This is a genomic window from Kitasatospora sp. NPDC057904, from assembly GCF_042887925.1.
Taxonomy (GTDB): Bacteria; Actinomycetota; Actinomycetes; order Streptomycetales; family Streptomycetaceae; genus Kitasatospora.
Window position 1 is genome coordinate 1163820 of the sequence record NZ_JBHVOL010000001.1, and the last position, 17171, is coordinate 1180990.

The following is a 17171-nucleotide window of genomic DNA, read 5'->3' on the forward strand; positions in this document are numbered from 1 at the left end:
GGGGTTGTGCGAACGGCTAGCGGACGGCGAGCGGTCGGAGGTCCGTCCACACCTCGGCCACGTGCGCCAGGCACGCGGCCCGGTCGCCCCGGAAGCCGGTCTCGCGCCAGCCCGCCGGGACGGGGACGAGGACGGGCCAGACCGAGTACTGCTCCTGGTCGTTGACGACGACGGTGTGCACCGGCTGGTACTCCTGCACGGCAATGCCTTTCGGTTGGAACTCAGTGGGAACGGAGTTCGTCGGAGATCGGGTCGGGCAGGCGGTGTTTGATCCGCACCAGCGAGGAGGTGCCGAGCGGGATCAGAGCCAGGCAGAACCCGAGGGTGGTGATCAGGACGGTGGTGCGCAGGCCGAGGAGCGAGCCGAGCCCGCCGCCGACCAGCGCGCCCACCGGGGCGATGCCCATGGCCACGAACCGGTTGGTGGCCGCCACCCGGCCCTGCAGCGAGTCCGGCGTGATGGACTGGCGGATCGTCACCATGGTCACGTTGTTGGCCACGCCGAACGAGGCGAAGACGAAGTTGACGGCCATCAGCGCGCCGGTCTCCACCGGTCCGCTGCCGCGCACCAGGGCGATCAGCGGCATGACGAGGTTGGCCACGCACGCGGTGAGCAGCATGGTCCGGCCGTAGCCGAGCTTCTTCGGCAGCCGGCCGGCGAACACCGCGCCCACCAGGAAGCCGGGGCCGAGCGCCGCCATCACGAGGCCGATCTCGCCCGCGCTCAGCCCCAGGGTGTGCGGCATGTACTGGACGAAGACCACCTCGAAGGCGGTGAAGGACAGGTTGAAGGTGGAGGCCATCAGCGTCATGGTGCGCAGCGGCTCGTTGCGGAACACCAGGCGCAGCCCCTCCCGCACCTGGCGCAGGGTGCCGGCGGCCCCGCCGTCGCCGGTCGGCTCGGCGGGCTGCTCCCGGTGCCGGATCAGCCAGATGTTCAGGACCGACAGCAGGTAGGAGACGGACGCGGCGGCCACCGCGAGCGGTGCGCTCAGCCACTGCACCAGCACGCCGCCGATCGCCGGGCCGCCGATGGTCGCGGCCGACTGGCTGCTGCCCAGCGCCGAGTTGCCGGCCGCCAGGTCCTCGCGGTCGACCAGCCGGGGCAGGTAGGCCTGCGCGGCCACGTCGAACAGGACGGTGCAGCAGCCGGCCAGGAAGCCGAGCACGTACAGCCAGCCGATGCCGAGCCGGTGCATCGCGTACAGCACCGGGACCAGGCCGAGGATCAGGGCCCGGCCCAGGTCGGCGGCGGCCATCAGGTTGCGCCGGCGGACCCGGTCGACCAGCACGCCGGCGAACAGCGAGACCAGCAGGTAGGGCAGTCTGACCGTGGTGGACAGCAGGCCGACCTGCTGGGAGCTCGCGGCCAGCGCGAGCACGGCCGTCAGCGGCAGCGCGAACTCGCTGATCTGGGCGGCGAACAGGGAGGCCGACTGGCCGATCCACAGTTTGGTGAAGTCGGCGTTGCGCCACAGGCTGGGGCGGGGTGCGGCCTCCTCCTCCCCGGAACCGGGTGCGGCCTCGGCGGCGGCGGTCGACATGGTGGGGCTCCTCAGGGTGCGGTGGTGGGTTCGGCGCCCCGGCCGGCCGGACGGGCGCGGACCGGCCGTGCGGCCGGCCGGGGGGCGGGTCAGACGGAGACGTCTCCGGCGGGCTCGCCGGCGAGCGCGGCCTCGATGCGGGCGGCCAGCTTGGGCACGTTGGGCCGCTCCAGCATCGAGAAGTGGTTGCCGGGCGACACGTCGATCAGCAGCCGGCCGTCGACCCGGCGGGTCCAGCCGAAGTCCCAGCCGCTGAACATCTCGTGCTCGGCGCGGATCAGCAGCATGTCGCCGCGGAACGGCTCGCGCGGGGTGTCCCGGTAGCGGATGAGCGCGCGGGCGTGGCGCTGGTACAGCCGGACCAGCCGGCGCAGGTCCTCGACGCTGGCCGCGTCCTCGCGCTCGTCGGCGGTGCCCTTGGTCAGCTTGAGCACGAAGCGCAGCCGGGCCTCCGGGTCCAGCGCCTCCAGCTCGGCTTCGGTGGTGGGCAGTTTGTGGGCGAAGGCACCCATGATGGCGGCCGACTCGGAGACGGTGTAGCGCGGCGGCACCGGGTCGTCGATGCTGGCGCTGACCACCACGAGGGCGGCCACCTCCTGCCCGGCCCGCTGGAGCTGACGGGCCATCTCGTAGGAGACCATGCCGCCCATGCACCAGCCGCCGAGGTGGTACGGCCCCTCGGGCTGGACGGCCCGCAGGTGCTCCAGGTAGAGCGCGGCGATCTCCTCGACGGTGTCCGGGCGCGGCACGTCCGGACCGGCGTACTCCGGGGCCTGCACTCCGTGGAAGGGCTGCGCCTCGTCGAGCTCGTCGACCAGGTCCGCGTAGCTGAACACGGCGCCGCCCAGCGGGTGGACGAAGAACAGCGGCGGCCGGCCGCCGGTGGAGCGGAACGGCACCACCACGCCGCGGTCGGCGGCGAGTTCGCCGTCCACGATCCGGGCGAGCTTCTCCACGGTGCCGCCCTCGAAGAGCGCCGCGACCGGCACGTCGACGTCGGTGATGTCCGGCAGTCGCATCACCACGCGCAGCGCGGAGATCGAGTTGCCGCCCAGGTCGAGGAAGTTGTCGGTGACGCCGACCTTCTCGATCCCGAGCACGTCGGCCCAGATCGCGGCCAGCGCGCGCTCGGTGTCGGTGCGCGGTTCGACGAACTCCCCGGCGGTGGTCTCCTCGCGGCCCGGGGCGGGGAGCCGGTTGCGGTCCACCTTGCCGTTCGGGGTGAGCGGGAAGGCGTCGAGCACCACGAAGGCGCTCGGCACCATGTACTCGGGCAGCGCGGCGGCGACCGCGGCGCGCAGGTCGGCCGTGGCCGGGGCGGCGCCGTCCGCCGCGGTGAGGTAGGCCACGAGCCGCGGGTCGCCCGCGCGGTCCTCGCGGGCGGCCACCACGACCCGGCCGACGCCGGGCTGCCGGGCCAGCACCGTCTCGATCTCGCCCAGCTCGATCCGGAAGCCGCGCAGCTTGACCTGGTGGTCCGAGCGGCCGAGGAACTCCAGTTCGCCGGAGGGCAGTCGACGCACCACGTCGCCGGTGCGGTACATCCGGGCGCCGTCGCCCGCGAACGGGTCCGGCAGGAAGCGGTCGGCGGTCAGGTCCGGCCGGCCGAGGTAGCCGCGGGCCAGGCCGTCGCCGCCGAGGTGGAGGTCGCCCGGCACGCCGTCCGGGACGAGGCCGAGGTGCTCGTCCAGCACGTGCACCCGGGTGTTGGCGATCGGGCGGCCGAGTCCGACCGGCCGGTCCGGGGCCACGCGCTGCAGGCAGGACCAGATGGTGGTCTCGGTCGGGCCGTAGGCGTTCCAGACCACCGGGAAGCGGGCGGTCAGTTCACCGGCCAGGTCGGCGGGCAGGGCCTCGCCGCCGGAGATCACCCGCAGCCCCTCGTCCGGCCGCAGCCCGGCCTCGACCAGGAGGCGCCAGCTGGAGGGGGTGGCCTGCATCAGGGTCGGGCGGGTGCGCTCCAGGTGCTCGCGCAGCCGGGGCCCGTCCACCGCGATGTCCGGGGCGAGGACGAGCTCGGCGCCGGCCAGCAGCGGCAGGTACACCTCCAGGCCCGCGATGTCGAAGGAGAGGGAGGTGACCGCCAGCAGCCGGTCCTGCTCGGTGATCGCGAGGTCCCGCTCGAAGGACTGCAGCAGGTTGAGCAGCGCGCCGTGCGGGATCTGCACGCCCTTGGGCCGGCCGGTGGAGCCGGAGGTGTAGATGACGTACGCGAGGCGGTCCGCGGTGGCCAGCGGCGGCGGGCACTCGGCCGGGTAGCCGTCCCCGGCGGCGGCGTCCACGGCCACCACCCGGGCCCCGGCCGGGTCCAGCGCGTCCTCCAGCCCGGGGTCGCAGAGCAGCACGGCCGCACCGGCGTCGTCGAGCATGTACTCCAGGCGGTCCTGCGGGTAGTTCGGGTCCAGCGGCACGTACGCGCCGCCGGCCTTGAGCACGGCGAGCAGGCTGACGACGAGTTCGGCCGACCGGGCCTGGTGGACGCCGACCAGCACGTCCGGGCCGACGCCGAGTTCGCGCAGCCGCCAGGCGAGCCGGTTGGCGCGGGCCTCCAGTTCGGCGTAGGACAGCTCGGCCCGGTCGGTGCGCAGCGCCACCGCGTCGGCGCGGCGGGCGGCGGTGGCGGACAGCAGCTCCGGCAGGGTGTGTACGGAGCGCTCGGCCGCGGTGTCGTTCAGGGCGCGGACCAGCCGGTCGGTCTGTTCCGGGCCGAGCAGCGCGGCGGACTGGGCCGGGGCGTCCGGGTCCGCCACCAGCGCGGCCAGCGCGGCCGCGTAGTAGCCGCCGATTTCGGCGATCCGGCGCCCGGAGAACTGCGCCTCGTCGAAGTTGATCCGCAGCCGGACCTCCTCGGTGACCGGGTCGGTGCCGAAGTTCGCGGTGAACGGGAAGTTCGTCTGCTCGAAGAACTCGCTCCCGGCGATCTCGATCCGGGTGAGGGCGAGGTCGTAGCCGCGGAAGTTGCGGTGGTCGACGACGGTCTCGAACAGCTCGGGCCGTTCCAGGTCCCGCAGCAGCTGGGCCATCGGGTAGCGGCGGTGCGCGAGCGACTCGCTCTCCTGGCGGTGGATCTGCCGGGCCAGGTCGAGCCAGCTCACGCCGGCCGTCTCGGCGACCAGCGGCAGGGTGTTGAGGAACAGGCCCACCACCTGGTCCCCGTCGGCGGTCTCGGGGCGGCCGTTGCTGACCCGGCCGGTCACCACCCGGGTCCGGCCGGACAGCAGCGCCAGCACGCGGGCGTGCGCGGCGAACATGACCGCCTTGACCGGCACCCTGGCCCGGGCCGCGACCGCGCGCAGCCCGTCCGTGAGCCCGTCCGGCAACGGCACCTCGTGCACCCGGGCCGACCGGCCGGCGGCCAGGCCCGGCTCGTCGAAGCGGGGCAGGCCGGTGAACTCGGTGCCGGCCAGGGTCCGCGTCCAGTGGTCGCGGGCGACGGGGTCGGCCAGCGCCTCCTGTTCGAGCAGGACGAAGTCCCGGAAACGGGTGACCGGCGCGGCCGGGGCGGCAACGTCACCGGCACCGGCACCGGCACCGGCGAGCCTGGCGTCGTACCCGGTCAGCAGCTGCGAGATGACCAGCGACAGGCTCCAGCCGTCCAGGATCGCGTGGTGGAAGCTCAGGTTGAGCCGGAAGTCCCGGTCGGCGAACAGCTGGACGTGCAGCCGCAGCAGCGGGGCGGCGGCCAGGTCGAAGGGCGTGGCCTTCTCCTGCGCGGTCCACTCCGCGACCCGGCGCCGCTGCTCCTCCTCGGCGAGGCCGCGCAGGTCCTCGACGGTGAGGGGGGTCGGCACGGCGGAGTGCACCAACTGCATCGGCTGGCTGAAGTTCGCCAGGTCGATGGCGCTGCGCAGGACGTCGGAGCGCTCGATCACTCCGGCCAGCACCTCGCGCAGGGCGTCCTCGTCGAACGGGCCGGTCAGGCGGATCGCGGAGATGTCGTGGTAGGTGGGACTGTCCCGGTCCCGCATGCTGTGGTACAGCATTCCGGACTGGAGCCTGGTCAGCGGGTAGGCGTCGACGATCTCGCCGGGGTTCGGCATGTCGATCCTTTCGGTAGTTCGGTGAGTGGCCTGTCACTTGGCGCGCAGGCGGGCCAGGTCCTCCGGCGAGAGCAGCCCGAAGGCCGTCGCCCGGCGCTGCGGTCCGCCGGTCTCCGTGCGGGAGTCCAGCCAGCCGGCCACGGCCTCGACGGTCTGGTGGGTGAACAGCTCGGTCAGCGGGATGTCCAGGCCCTGTTCCCGGGCCTGTCCGACCACCCGCACGGCGTGCATCGAGTCGCCGCCGAGCTCGAAGAAGTTGTCCGTGACGCCGATCCGCGCCAGCCGCAGCACCCGCTGCCAGAGTTCGGCGAGCTGCCGCTCCACCGGGGTGCGGGGCGCGACGTACGCCTCCGGGGCCGCGCCGCGGTCCGGAGCGGGCAGGGCGCGGCGGTCCAGCTTGCCGTTCGGGCTGAGCGGCAGGGCGTCCAGCGGGACGAAGGCGCTCGGCAGCATGTGCTCGGGCAGCGTGCGGCCCAGTCCGGCCCGCAGGGCGCTCCGGTCGGGTGCCGGTCCGTCGCCCGGCGTGAGGTAGGCGACGATCCGCCGGTCGCCCGGCTCGTCCTCACGGACGATGACCGCGACCTGGCCGACGCCCGGCTGCGCGGCCAGCGCCGCCTCGATCTCGCCGAGTTCGATGCGGAAGCCGCGCACCTTGACCTGGTGGTCGATCCGGCCCAGGTACTCGACGGTGCCGTCCGGCTGCCAGCGGGCCAGGTCGCCGGTGCGGTAGAGCCGGTCGCCGGGCGCGCCGTACGGGTCGGGGACGAAGCGGTCGGCGGTCAGGTCCGGCCGGCCGCCGTAGGCGCGGGCCAGTTGGACGCCGCCGAGGTACAGCTCGCCGGGCACCCCGAGCGGGGCCGGGGCCAGCCAGCGGTCGAGCACGTACACCCGGGTGTTGGCGATCGGCGCACCGATCGGCAGGCTCGGGCGGTCCCAGTCCGGCCGGCTGGACCAGCGGGTCACGTCGACCGAGGCCTCGGTGGGGCCGTACAGGTTCTCCAGCCTCGTCCCGGGCAGGGCCTGGTGGAAGCGCCGGGCCGTCCCGGCGGGCAGCGCCTCGCCGCTGCACGCCACCATCCGCAGCGACCCGCAGCGCTCGGCGGGCGCGGCGGACAGGAAGGTCTCCAGCATCGGCGGCACGAAGTGGCACACCGTCACCCGCTCGTCCTGGATCAGCCGCGCGAGGTGGTCCGGGTCGCGGTGGCCGCCGGGGCGGGCCAGCACCAGCCGGGCGCCGGTGAACAGTGGCCAGAACAGCTCCCACACGGAGACGTCGAAGCTGATCGGGGTCTTCTGGAGCACGGTGTCGTCCGGGCCGAGCCGGTAGGCGTCCTGCATCCACAGCAGCCGGTTGACGATGCCCCGGTGCGGCACCTGGACGCCCTTGGGGCGGCCGGTGGAGCCCGAGGTGTAGATGACGTACGCCAGGTGGTCGGGGCCGGCCGTCGGCTCGGGCGCGTGGTCGGGCAGGTCGGCGGCGGTGTGCGGGCCGACCGCGACGACGGTGCGGCCCGCGGCGGCGATCGCGGGCGCGCCGGAGTCGGTCAGCAGCACCGGCGCCTGCGCGTCGGCGAGCATGAACTCCAGCCGGTCCGCCGGGTATCCGGGGTCCAGCGGCAGGTAGGCGCCGCCGGCCTTGTGCACCGCGAGCAGGGCGACCATGAGCTCGACCGACCGCTCCATCAGCACGCCGACCACCACGTCCGGGCCGACGCCGTGTCCGCGCAGCAGGCGGGCCAGGCGGTTGGCCCGCCGGTGCAGTTCGGCGTAGCTCAGTTCCCGGCCCTCGCAGCGCACCGCGATCCGCCCGGCGGCCGGGCCGGTGCCCGGTCCGGCCTGCTCGGCGAGCAGCGAGGTGAGGGTCCGCTCCAGCGGCCAGTGGGCGTCGGTGGCGTTCCACTCGTGCAGCACCCGGTGGCGCTCGGCGGGCGGGAGCAGGTCGGCGGTGGCCGTGCACGCGGCGGGGTCGGCGGCCATGGCGGCCAGCGCCGCGGTGAAGCGGCCGGCCAGCCGCTCGACGGTGGCGGCGTCGAACAGGTCGGTGTCGTAGTCGAGCCAGCCGAGGATCTCGCCGCCGGTGTCCAGCATCCGCAGGTTCAGGTCGAACTGGGCGTTCGCCTCGGAGACCTCCACCAGCTCGCTGGTCACGCCCGGGGCCTCGAACGAGCCGAGCCGCACGTTCTGCAGCGCGAACAGCGCCTGCACGAGCGGGCTGCGGGCGAGGTCGCGCTCCGGTGCCAGCTCGCCGACCAGCCGGCCGAAGGGCACGCCCTGGTGGGCGAACGCCGCCAGGGCGTCCTCGGTGACCCGGCCCAGCAGTTCGCCGAAGGACGGCGCGCCGCGCAGGTCGAGCCGGACCGGGACGGTGTTCAGGAAGCAGCCGACCAGGTCCTCGAACTCGGCGCGCTCCCGGTTGGCGACCGGGGTGCCGACCAACAGCCGTTCCTGCCCGCTGTGGCGGGACAGCACCACGGCGAAGGCGGTCAGCAGGGTCAGGTACAGGGTGCTGCCGGACTCCCGGGCGAGCCGGCGCAGCCGGTCGGCGGTGTCCGGGTCGACGGCCAGCCGGTGGCGCGCGCCGCGGTGCGCCTGGACGGCGGGCCGGGGGCGGTCGGTGGGCAGCTCCAGCACGGTCGGGACGTCCGCCAGGTGGTCCGTCCACCAGTCCAAGAGCTCCGTCAGCGGCTCTCCGGCCAGCTCGGCGCGCTGCCAGCGGGCCACGTCGGCGAACTGCAGCCCGTCGCCGAACCCGGCCTCCCGGCCCTCGCACGCGGCCCGGTAGGCCTGCGACAGGCCGTCGAGGAGGACGCCGAACGACCAGCCGTCGAAGGCGATGTGATGGATCGTCAGCACCAGCAGGTGCTCGTCCTCGGCGGTGTGCAGCACCAGGGCCCGCAGCAGCGGACCGGCGGCCAGGTCGAACGGGCGCTTGGTCTCCCGCATCGCCTCCGCGAGGGCCGCCCCGGGGGCGGGCTCCAGGTACCGGACGGTCACCGAGGCGTCGGCCACCGCCTGCTGGACGGGCTCCCCGTCGACGACGGCGACCCGCATCCGCAGCACCGCGTGCCGGCGCAGCACGGCGTCCACCGCCGACTGGAGCGCGGTCCGGTCCAGCGGGCCGCGCACCCGCAGCACCAGCGGCATGTTGTAGGCGGCATCGCCGGGGCGCAGCTGGTCCTCCAGCCACAGCCGCTCCTGGGTCCACGACAGCGGCGCAGGCTCGGACTCCCCGCTCCTGGGGACCGGCCGCTCGGGCCCCGCCCCGGTGTGCCGCCCGACCAGCCGGGCCAGCCCGGCGACCGTCGGGTGGGCGAAGAGCTCGCGCAGCGACAGTCGCACGCCGAACCGCTGCCGCAGGCGCACCAGCACCCGGCTCAGGAGCAGCGAGTGCCCGCCGAGCGCGAAGAAGTCGTCCCGGCTGCCGATCCGCTCCCGGCCCAGGACCTCCCGCCACACTTCGGCGATCCGCTCCTCCCGTTCGCCCGCCGGGGCCACATACGCGGCGACCGCCGCCTCCTCGCGGCCGAGGGCGCGCAGCGCCGCCCGGTCGGCCTTGCGGTTCGCGGTGAGCGGGAGCTCGTCGAGCACCACCCAGCCGGACGGCACCTTGTACTCGGGCAGCCGGGCGGCGAGCGCCGCGCGCAGCCGTCCCAGGTCCGGGCGGGTGCCGCCGGTCGCGAGGTAGGCGGTCAGCCGGTGGCCGCCGCGCTGCTCGGGCGTGGCCAGCACCACGGCCCCGCGCACGCCGTCCTGCCCGGCGAGGGCCGCCTCGATCTCGGCCGGCTCGACCCGGAAGCCGCGCACCTTGACCTGGTGGTCGGCCCGGCCGAGGTGGTCGACCAGCCCGTCCGGGCGCAGCCGGCCGAGGTCGCCGGTGCGGTAGACCGGGTCGGGCCGGTGCCCGCTCAGCGGGTTGTCGCCGTAGCCGTCCGTGGTCAGCGGGTCGGCGTAGCGCGCCAGGTGCGGGGTGCGCACGACCAGCTCGCCCACCTCGCCGAGGCCGGCCGGGCGGTCGCCGGCCAGCACCAGCAGCTGCACCTCGTCGATCCCGGGACCGAGCGGGATCCGGCCCTCCCCCTCCGGGGCGGCCTGTCCGGCCCGCCGGGCCACGTGGACCGACACGGCCTGCGGGGTCTCGGTCGCCCCGTACAGGTTGAGCAGGTCCGCGGCGGGGGCGAGGGCCGCCCACTCCCGGACGGTGCGCCGGGTCAGCGCGTCGCCGCCGAAGCCGACCAGCCGCAGCGCGGGCCAGCCCGGTCCGGCCGCGGCGGCCAGCGCATCGGCCAGTGCGGGGGTCAGGTGGGCGACGGTGATCCGCTCGCGGTGCAGCTCCTCGGCCAGGGCCGGGACGTCCCGCAGGTCCGCCGCCGGGAACACGGCGGTCGCGCCGGCCCACAGCGGCGCCAGCACGTCGCGCAGGAACGGGTCGTGGCCGAGCCCGGAGAGCACCGAGAAGCGGTCGCCCGGGGTGATCGCGTACGCGTCGGCGTACCAGTGCAGGAAGTGGGCCAGCGGGCCGTGGCCGCCGACGATCCGGCGGGGGCGGCCGGTGGTACCGGAGGTGAAGGCGACGTAGGCGGGGTCGTCCGCGGTGGCGGCGCGGCGGGCGGCGGGCGGCGCGTCGGGGTCGTCCGCCACGGCGAGCACGGGAACGGCGCGGGCCTGGTCGGGCAGCTCGCCCGGGCCGGTGGCCAGCCAGGCCTTTGGCTGCAACTCCTCGGCCCGCAGGGCGAGTTCGGCTGCCGGGTAGTCGGCGTCCAGGACCGCGAAGGCGGCTCCGGCCCGCCAGACCGCGAGCAGCGCCACCGCGGTGGCCGGGTCGCGCGTGGCGTGCACGGCCACCACGTCGCCGGCGCCGACGCCGACTCCGGCCAGCCGCCCGGCCAGGCGCTCGACCCGGTCGGCCAGCTCCCGGTAGGTCAGCGCGCCGGAGGGTCCGGCCAGGGCCGTCCGCTCCGGGCTCCGTTCGGCGTGCCCGGCCAGCCGCTCCAGCAGCGGACCGGGGTGGGTCGCCGTCAGCTCAGCCGTCGCGTCGGGGGCGAGGGCCGCGGCCCGGCCGGTGGCGAGCGCGAGCTCCCCGGTGCGGCGGGCCGGGTCGGCCGTGGCCTGCCGCAGCACCAGCGCGATCTGCTCCAGCAGGTCGGCGATCCGCTCGGCCCGGTACAGCCCGGCGTCGTACACCGCCTCCAGGGCCAGCCGCCCGCCCTCGGTGGAGACGTACAGCGTCAGGTCGAACTTGTTGTCGATCTCCGGGAAGGGCAGCTGCTCGACCGCGCACCCGGCCAGGGCGAGCGGGGCGGCCGGCGGGAGGACGTTGAAGAACACCTGGATCAGTTGGGTGCGGCCGAGGTCACGCTCGGGGGCCAGTTCGCCCACCAGCCGCTGGAACGGCACCCGCTGGTGGGCCAGGGCCTCCAGCGCACTGGCGCGGACCCGGCCGAGCAGGTCACCGAACGACGGGCCGCCGGACAGGTCCAGCCGCACCGGCAGGGTGGTCAGGTAGCAGCCCAGCGCGTTGTGGTCGCCGGCCCGGCGGGTGGAGACCGGGGAGCCGACCAGCAGCCGCTCCTGGCCGCTCTGGCGGGCCAGTACCACGCCGAAGGCCGACAGCACCGTCATGTAGAGGGTGGCGCCGTGGGCCCGGCCCAGCTCGCGCACTCCGTCGCTCAGCCCGGCGTCGAGCAGCAGCCGCGCCTGGGCCCCGCTGCGGCCGCGGACGGCGGGCCGCGGCAGGTCCGCGGGCAGCTCCAGCACCCTCGGCGTCTCCGCCAGGTACGCGCGCCACCACTCCAGCAGCCCGTCCACGGTCTCCGGGGTCAGCTGCTCGCGCTCGGCGCGGACGGCGTCGCCGAACCGGCGGCGCAACGGCGGCAGCGCCGGCGCCTCCCCCGCCCGCGCGGCGCCGTACGCCGCCGACAGCTCCTCGAAGAACGGCCCGAACGACCAGCCGTCGAAGACCAGGTGGTGGAAGGTCAGGACGAGCAGGTGCTCCTGCTCGCCGGTCCGCACCGCGAGCGCCCGCAGCAGCGGACCGGCGACCAGGTCGAACGGGCGCTCGGCCTCCCGCTGGGCGAGCCGCAGCCCGGCCGCGGCCGGATCGGGCAGCGCGCGCACGTCCTCGGTGGCGACCGGGACCGGCGCTTCGGGCAGCACCCGCTGGACGGGCGTGCCGTCCGGCTCGGCGAACACCGTCCGCAGCGCCGTGTGCCGGGCCACCACGGCGTCCACGGCGTGCTGCAGCGCGGCCACGTCGAGCGGGCCGGACACCCGCGAGATCACCGGCATGTGATAGGCGGAGCCGCCGGGCCGCAGCTGCTCCTCGAACCAGATCCGCTCCTGGGTGAACGAGAGCGGCAGCGGTCCGGCGGCCTCGGCGGGAGCCGGAGGGAGGAAGGTGTCGGTCATGGGAGGTCCTTGGTGAGGTCCTTGGCGAGCAGCAGGGTCAGCTCGGATTCGAGGAGGTCGGTCAGCAGGCCGAGGACGGCGGGCGGCAGCAGGCCGGCCGGGGCCTGGAGGCTGCCGACGAGGTCGTCGCCGTCCTCCCACAGCTCGCAGACCAGTTCGCCCTGCGCGCCCAGCGGAGGGGCGGGTCGCGGCCGGAGGGTCGAACCCCCGAGCCGTACGGTCGGGTTGACCCGCTGGAACACCAGCATGGTCTGGAACAGCGGACTGCGGCCGCCGGGCGGGCGGGGCACCAGCGCGGCGATCTCGTCGGTGGGCAGCGCGGCGTGCTCGAACACCTCCAGCAGCCGTTCGCCGATCAGCCCGGTCAGTTCGGGCCCGGAGGCGCCCGGCGTCCCGGCGATCCGGACCGGCAGACTGTTGGCCAGGAAGCCGATGGTGCGCTCGTGGGCGGCGGCGCGGTCGGCCACCACGACGCCGACGGCGAAGTCGAGCCGGCCGCTCCAGCCGGACAGCGCCCGCCACCAGGCGGCCAGCGGCACCGCCAGGGCCGGACGGCGCAGCCGGGCCGCCGCCGCGCGCAGCAGGGCGGCCGAACCGGGCGGCAGCACGACCGGGCGCTCGACCACCGGAGCGGTCCACAGCCCCTTCATGGTCACCGGCCTGGCCCCCGGCAGGTCCAGCGGTTCCAGGCCCGCCAGCTCGGCCCGCCAGAAGGCCCGGTGCCGCTCGGCGTCGCCGACCGGGCCGGTCGGCGCGGCCGGGGCGGGCCGCGGCCGGACGCCGGACCAGGCCGCCGCCAGGTCGGCAAGCAGCACCTGCTCCGAGTGCCCGTCGTAGACCGTGTGGTGCACCGCCAGCACCAGCGTGTGCCGCTCGGCGCCGTGCGACAGCAGACCCGCGGCGAGCAGCGGGCCGTTCACCAGGTCGTGCACCCGGGCCGCCAGTTCGGCGGTCAGGGCCGGCAGGGCGGCGGTCTCGTCGCCCGAGCGCCGCAGCAGCGGCGGCAGGGCGGGTTCGGCGGCCACCGCGCGGTGCGGGCGGCCGCGCAGCTGCGGGAAGGTGGTGCGCAGCGCCGGGTGGGCGGCGGCCACGGCGGCCAGCGCCCGTTCCAGCCGGTCGCCGTCGACCGGCCCGGTGATCTCGATCCGGCTCACCGCGACGTGCCCGGGTGCGCCCGGCGCCAGCCGTTCGGCGATCCAGAAGCGGCGCTCCCCGGCGGAGAGTTCGGTCGGCCCGCCGTCGCCGGCCGGTCCGGTGGGCCCGACGGGTCCGGGTGGACGGCGGCGGGCTTCCCGCTCCAGGGCGTCCACCGTGCCGTGCCGGTAGACGTCGCCCGCCGAGAGCTCGGTGTCCAGCAGGCGGGACAGCCGGGCGGCGATCCTCAGCACCTGGAGCGAGTTGACGCCGTCGGCCAGGAGGTCGTCGTCCCCGGCGAGTGCGGGGTCGCCGAGGATCCGTCGCACCTCGCTCAGCGCGGGTGATCCGTCCGCCGCCGGTGCCGGTGCCGCCTCGGGCGGTTCTCCGACGAGCAGCCGCTCCAGGGCCCGCAGGTCGGCCTTGCCGGTCGGGCCCAGCGGCACCGACGCCAGTCGGACGAACCGGTCGGGCCGCAGGTGCGCCGCCAGCACGGCCGCGCTCGCGCCGCGCACCCGCTCGTCGGTGAGCGTCCGGCCCGGCTCGACGGTGTAGCCGCAGACGGTGCTCGTGACCGTCCCCTCCGCCGTCCGGACGGGGACCAGGAAGCACTCCTGCACCCCGGCCACCGCGGCGACCGCGCGCTCTACCTCGCCCGGCTCGATCCGGTACCCGCGCAGCTTGAACTGGCGATCGGCGCGCCCGACGTAGGACAGCCGGCCGTCCGGTGCCATCCGCACCAGGTCCCCGGTCCGGTACACCCGCTCCGGTCCCCGGCCGGGGACGTCGAGGACGCCGAACCGACGGGCCTCCTCCTCCGGACGGTCGAGGTAGCCCAGCGCCAGCCCGTCGCCGCCGACCCACAGTTCACCGACCCGGCCGCGCGGCAGCGGCGCGCCGTCGTCCCCCACCACGGCCAGCAGGGTGTTGCGCACCGCGCGGCCGACCGGAACGCCGTCCGGCTCGGCCAGTTCGGCCGCGGTGACGTCCTGGGCGGTGACGAAGACCATCGACTCCACCGGGCCGTACCCGTTGGTCAGCCGGGCCCGCGGGCAGGCGGCCAGGAACGCGGCCAGGTGCGGCGGCGACACGCGCTCGCCGCCGGTCATCAGGTGCCGGACGCCAGCGAACGCCCCGGGCTCCTCGTCCAGGATCAGGTTGGCCAGCGAGCTGGTCAGCCAGAGCGTGTTGACGCCGTCCTCGCGCACCAGCCGGCGCAGCTCGGCCGGGGTGAGCAGGCCGTCCCTGGCCTCGACCGCGCAACCGCCGTTGAGCAGCGGCCCGAACGTCTCCAGCGCGCCCGCGTCCCAGTACGGAGCGGCCAGCAGCGGCATCACGGTGTCCGGGCCGAAGTCGGCGTAGCCGCCGTCGACGAAGGTGCGGATCATCGCGCGGTGCGGGATCACCACGCCCTTGGGGCGGCCGGTGGAACCCGAGGTGAAGAAGACGCACGCGGGGTCCTCCGCGCCGACCCGGGGCGCCGCGAAGTCCCGCCGTGTGCACGGCGGTTCGCCGTCCGACAGCTTCACGACCGGCAGCGCGAGGGTGCTTCCCTCCCCGGTGGCGTCGAGCACGAAGCGGGCACCCAGGTCCTCGGCCACGTCCGCGAGCCGTCCGGCGGGCCACCGGGGATCGACGGCGGCGAACGCCGCGCCCGCCAGCAGCACGCCGAGCGCCGCGACCGCGAAGGCCTCCCCCGGCCGGGCCGACACCGGCACGAACTCACCGGGCCGCAGGCCGAGTTCGACCAGGCGGGAGGCAACCTCCCGGGCCCGGCCGACCAGGCCCCGGTAGGTGGTGGTCCGGCCGCCGGCCCGCAGCGCGGGGGCGTCCGGCGTCCGGTCCGCCCAGGCCAGCACCGCGCCGTGCGCGGTGCCGTGCGGCGGGACGGCCGCGGCCGGACCGAACGTCAGCGACGGTTCCACGACCGGTCAGCTCTCCGCGCGGGCGGCGTTCACCGCGTCGGCCAGCGAGTCCGGAGTGGAGTCCAGCACGGCGAGGAAGTCCAGCTCGACGCCCCACTCCTCCTCGATCCGGGCGATCAGCGTCACGGCGTGGAAGGAGTCGCCGCCGTGGCCGATGAACGACCCGTCGCCCGGGACGTCGACCCCGAGCGCCTCCGCCACCATCGCCCGAACCGCAGCCGCGTCGACACGGTCGGCCGAAATGTTCGGCTGGGACATCTGAACCTGCCTCCAGAAAATTCCGATTACCACTTGTGGACATGACAGCAAGCCCTTTCCCGGGAATTGGGGAACGGTTATTGCTGCGAAATATTGGAGTGATGCGAGTCAATTTCGGGCGGCGCCCCGGGAGAGGGGGGACGAAACCCGCGTAGAGCCCGCTGGACGGGGCCCGTCCGTATCCGTCGGATCAGGCCGCACGGGCCTATCCCCAGCCGGTGTCGCCGTTGCCACCAGCCTGCGCTACAACGGAAGTCGACGGCTCCCGGCCCGGCAGATGACCGGTCCCGGCGGCCGCCGCGAGGGTCGCGACGAGGGCTGCCGCGACCACGGCCGCGCCGGTCCGGAGGATTCCGCGGATTTTCTTGGAGAACTGCACGATGTGCCCCCGTGGGATGGATGCCTGCGCCGCCGGGGATCGCCCGTCGAACGCCGTTGACATCAGCATCGGGAATTCGGAGCTTGGCAGTCCAGTCACCGAGCCCGCATGATGATGCTTTACATCAAGCTGCACGTGGGAGAAAGAGTGGACAAGGTGTCAAAAACGGACATCGTGACCAGGTTCCAGGCGCTGCAGGCCGAGGAGATCCAGGTCTACGGGTGGGCGGTGGACCGGGGCGTGCTGCGGATCCCGGACGCGGCGGTGGGGCTCGGACTGCCCCAGGAACGCGTCGCCCGGGCGGTCGAGTCGCTGGCGGCCGTCCCCCTGGTCCGGCCGCTCGATCCGCTCGATCCCGCCGGGCCGCTCCGACCACCGGGCGGGCCGGCGGACGGACCCGAGGACGGATCGGAGGACAGACCGGACGGCAGACCGGCGGACAGACCGGCGATGGAGCGAGCCTGGAAGGCCGTCGACCCGCAGCAGGCCAGCGCGGAGGTGGCCGCGGCCGAGTCCCGCTTCCGCCGCGGGCTGTCCGGCGTCCTCTCCGTCTGGGACGTGGTGGACTCGGTGAACGCCATGTACGACGCGGGCGTCGACGACGTCGACCGGGGCGCTCCGCTGCAGCCCGTCGAGGCGCTCGGCGAGGTGATCGCGATGCTCGACGAGGCCGGCGCCACCTGCGAGTCCGAGGTGATGACCGCCCAGCCGGGCGGCGGCCGCCCGCCCGGAGAGCTGGAGCGCTCGATCGCCCGCGACCTCGCCATGATCGGGCGCGGCGTCCGCATGCGCACCCTCTACCAGCACCCCGCGCGCCACAACGCCCCCACCCAGGCCTACGTCGAACGGGTCACGGCGGCGGGCGCCCAGGTCCGCACCCTGCCCGAGCTCCTGGGGCGGATGATCGCCTTCGACCGCCGGGTGGCCTTCATCTCCCACCACCGGACCAGCGGCGGCGCGGTGGTCATCCGGGACCCCTCCACCGTCGGCTTCCTGTGCGACGCCTTCGACCGCAACTGGCAGATGGCGACCCCGTACCATCCGGCCCCGCTGGACGGCGGCCTGCGGGACGACCTCAAGGGCACCATCCTCGGCATGCTCAGCGAGGGCCTGCGGGACGAGACGATCGCCCGGCGGCTCGGCGTCTCGCTGCGCACCTGCCGCAAGTACATCGCGGACATCTTCGCGCAGTTGGGCGCCGAGAGCCGCTTCCAGGCGGGCTACCTCACCGGCGCCCAGCGCCGGCTCGGCACCGGGCCGGACGAGTCCCCCGGCGTCTTCTGAACCGGCTCGGCCGCGCTACCGCAGCGCCTCGCTCATCCTGGCTCATCCAGGTCAATCAACTGTTCGGCCCCGTAGGGGACCACGCGCGCCGTCCACCGCTCGCGCCGCATTGCGGGGGCACGTCGCCCGGCTGATCACTCTCCGCGCCGACGGCCTCCGGCCGGCCACCCGCACCCCCGGCCACGTCCGGCTCGCTGCGCCG

The 17171-nt window shown here is 75.3% G+C and carries 8 protein-coding genes; 1 reads left to right on the forward strand and 7 read right to left on the reverse strand.

What is annotated here, in order from left to right; translation table 11 throughout:
* Positions 1 to 16: 16 nt before the first annotated feature.
* The 7 genes from ACFVSN_RS05360 to ACFVSN_RS05390 all read right to left on the reverse strand — a co-directional run bounded on the left by ACFVSN_RS05360 (position 17) and on the right by ACFVSN_RS05390 (position 15820).
* Complete coding sequence (locus tag ACFVSN_RS05360) at positions 17 to 199, reverse strand: MbtH family protein (protein WP_380441470.1); 183 nt, start codon at positions 197 to 199, stop codon at positions 17 to 19.
* A gap of 22 nt (positions 200 to 221) precedes the next feature.
* Complete coding sequence (locus ACFVSN_RS05365; protein ID WP_380441472.1) at positions 222 to 1544, reverse strand: MFS transporter; 1323 nt, start codon at positions 1542 to 1544, stop codon at positions 222 to 224.
* Positions 1545 to 1633: 89 nt separating this feature from the next.
* Positions 1634 to 5584: an amino acid adenylation domain-containing protein gene (locus ACFVSN_RS05370; protein WP_387597875.1), complete on the reverse strand. Its 3951-nt coding sequence runs from the start codon at positions 5582 to 5584 to the stop codon at positions 1634 to 1636.
* 33 nt (positions 5585 to 5617) lie between these two features.
* Positions 5618 to 11989: an amino acid adenylation domain-containing protein gene (locus ACFVSN_RS05375; protein ID WP_387597878.1), complete on the reverse strand. Its 6372-nt coding sequence runs from the start codon at positions 11987 to 11989 to the stop codon at positions 5618 to 5620.
* Positions 11986 to 15048 carry an amino acid adenylation domain-containing protein gene (locus ACFVSN_RS05380; RefSeq protein ID WP_387597879.1) on the reverse strand — a complete coding sequence of 1021 codons (3063 nt, stop codon included), beginning with the start codon at positions 15046 to 15048 and terminating at the stop codon, positions 11986 to 11988. The genes ACFVSN_RS05375 and ACFVSN_RS05380 overlap by 4 nt, the downstream gene beginning before the upstream one ends.
* 6 nt (positions 15049 to 15054) lie before the next feature.
* Positions 15055 to 15306 (reverse strand): acyl carrier protein, encoded by a 252-nt coding sequence (locus ACFVSN_RS05385; RefSeq protein ID WP_387597882.1) that lies wholly within the window; start codon positions 15304 to 15306, stop codon positions 15055 to 15057.
* Between the two features lie 205 nt (positions 15307 to 15511).
* Positions 15512 to 15820, reverse strand: coding sequence for a hypothetical protein (locus tag ACFVSN_RS05390; protein WP_387597885.1), 309 nt, complete (start codon positions 15818 to 15820; stop codon positions 15512 to 15514).
* A gap of 39 nt (positions 15821 to 15859) precedes the next feature.
* On the opposite strand from ACFVSN_RS05390, the gene ACFVSN_RS05395 reads away from it, so the two are divergent.
* Positions 15860 to 16969 carry a LuxR C-terminal-related transcriptional regulator gene (locus tag ACFVSN_RS05395; protein WP_380495682.1) on the forward strand — a complete coding sequence of 370 codons (1110 nt, stop codon included), beginning with the start codon at positions 15860 to 15862 and terminating at the stop codon, positions 16967 to 16969.
* The last annotated feature ends 202 nt before the right edge of the window (positions 16970 to 17171 follow it).

Coding starts and splice junctions, on each gene's coding strand:
- ACFVSN_RS05370 (WP_387597875.1), bottom strand. CDS start 5,584: ATGCCGAACCCCGGCGAGATCGTCGACGCCTACCCGCTGACCAGGCTC.
- ACFVSN_RS05385 (WP_387597882.1), bottom strand. CDS start 15,306: ATGTCCCAGCCGAACATTTCGGCCGACCGTGTCGACGCGGCTGCGGTT.
- ACFVSN_RS05375 (WP_387597878.1), bottom strand. CDS start 11,989: ATGACCGACACCTTCCTCCCTCCGGCTCCCGCCGAGGCCGCCGGACCG.
- ACFVSN_RS05365 (WP_380441472.1), bottom strand. CDS start 1,544: ATGTCGACCGCCGCCGCCGAGGCCGCACCCGGTTCCGGGGAGGAGGAG.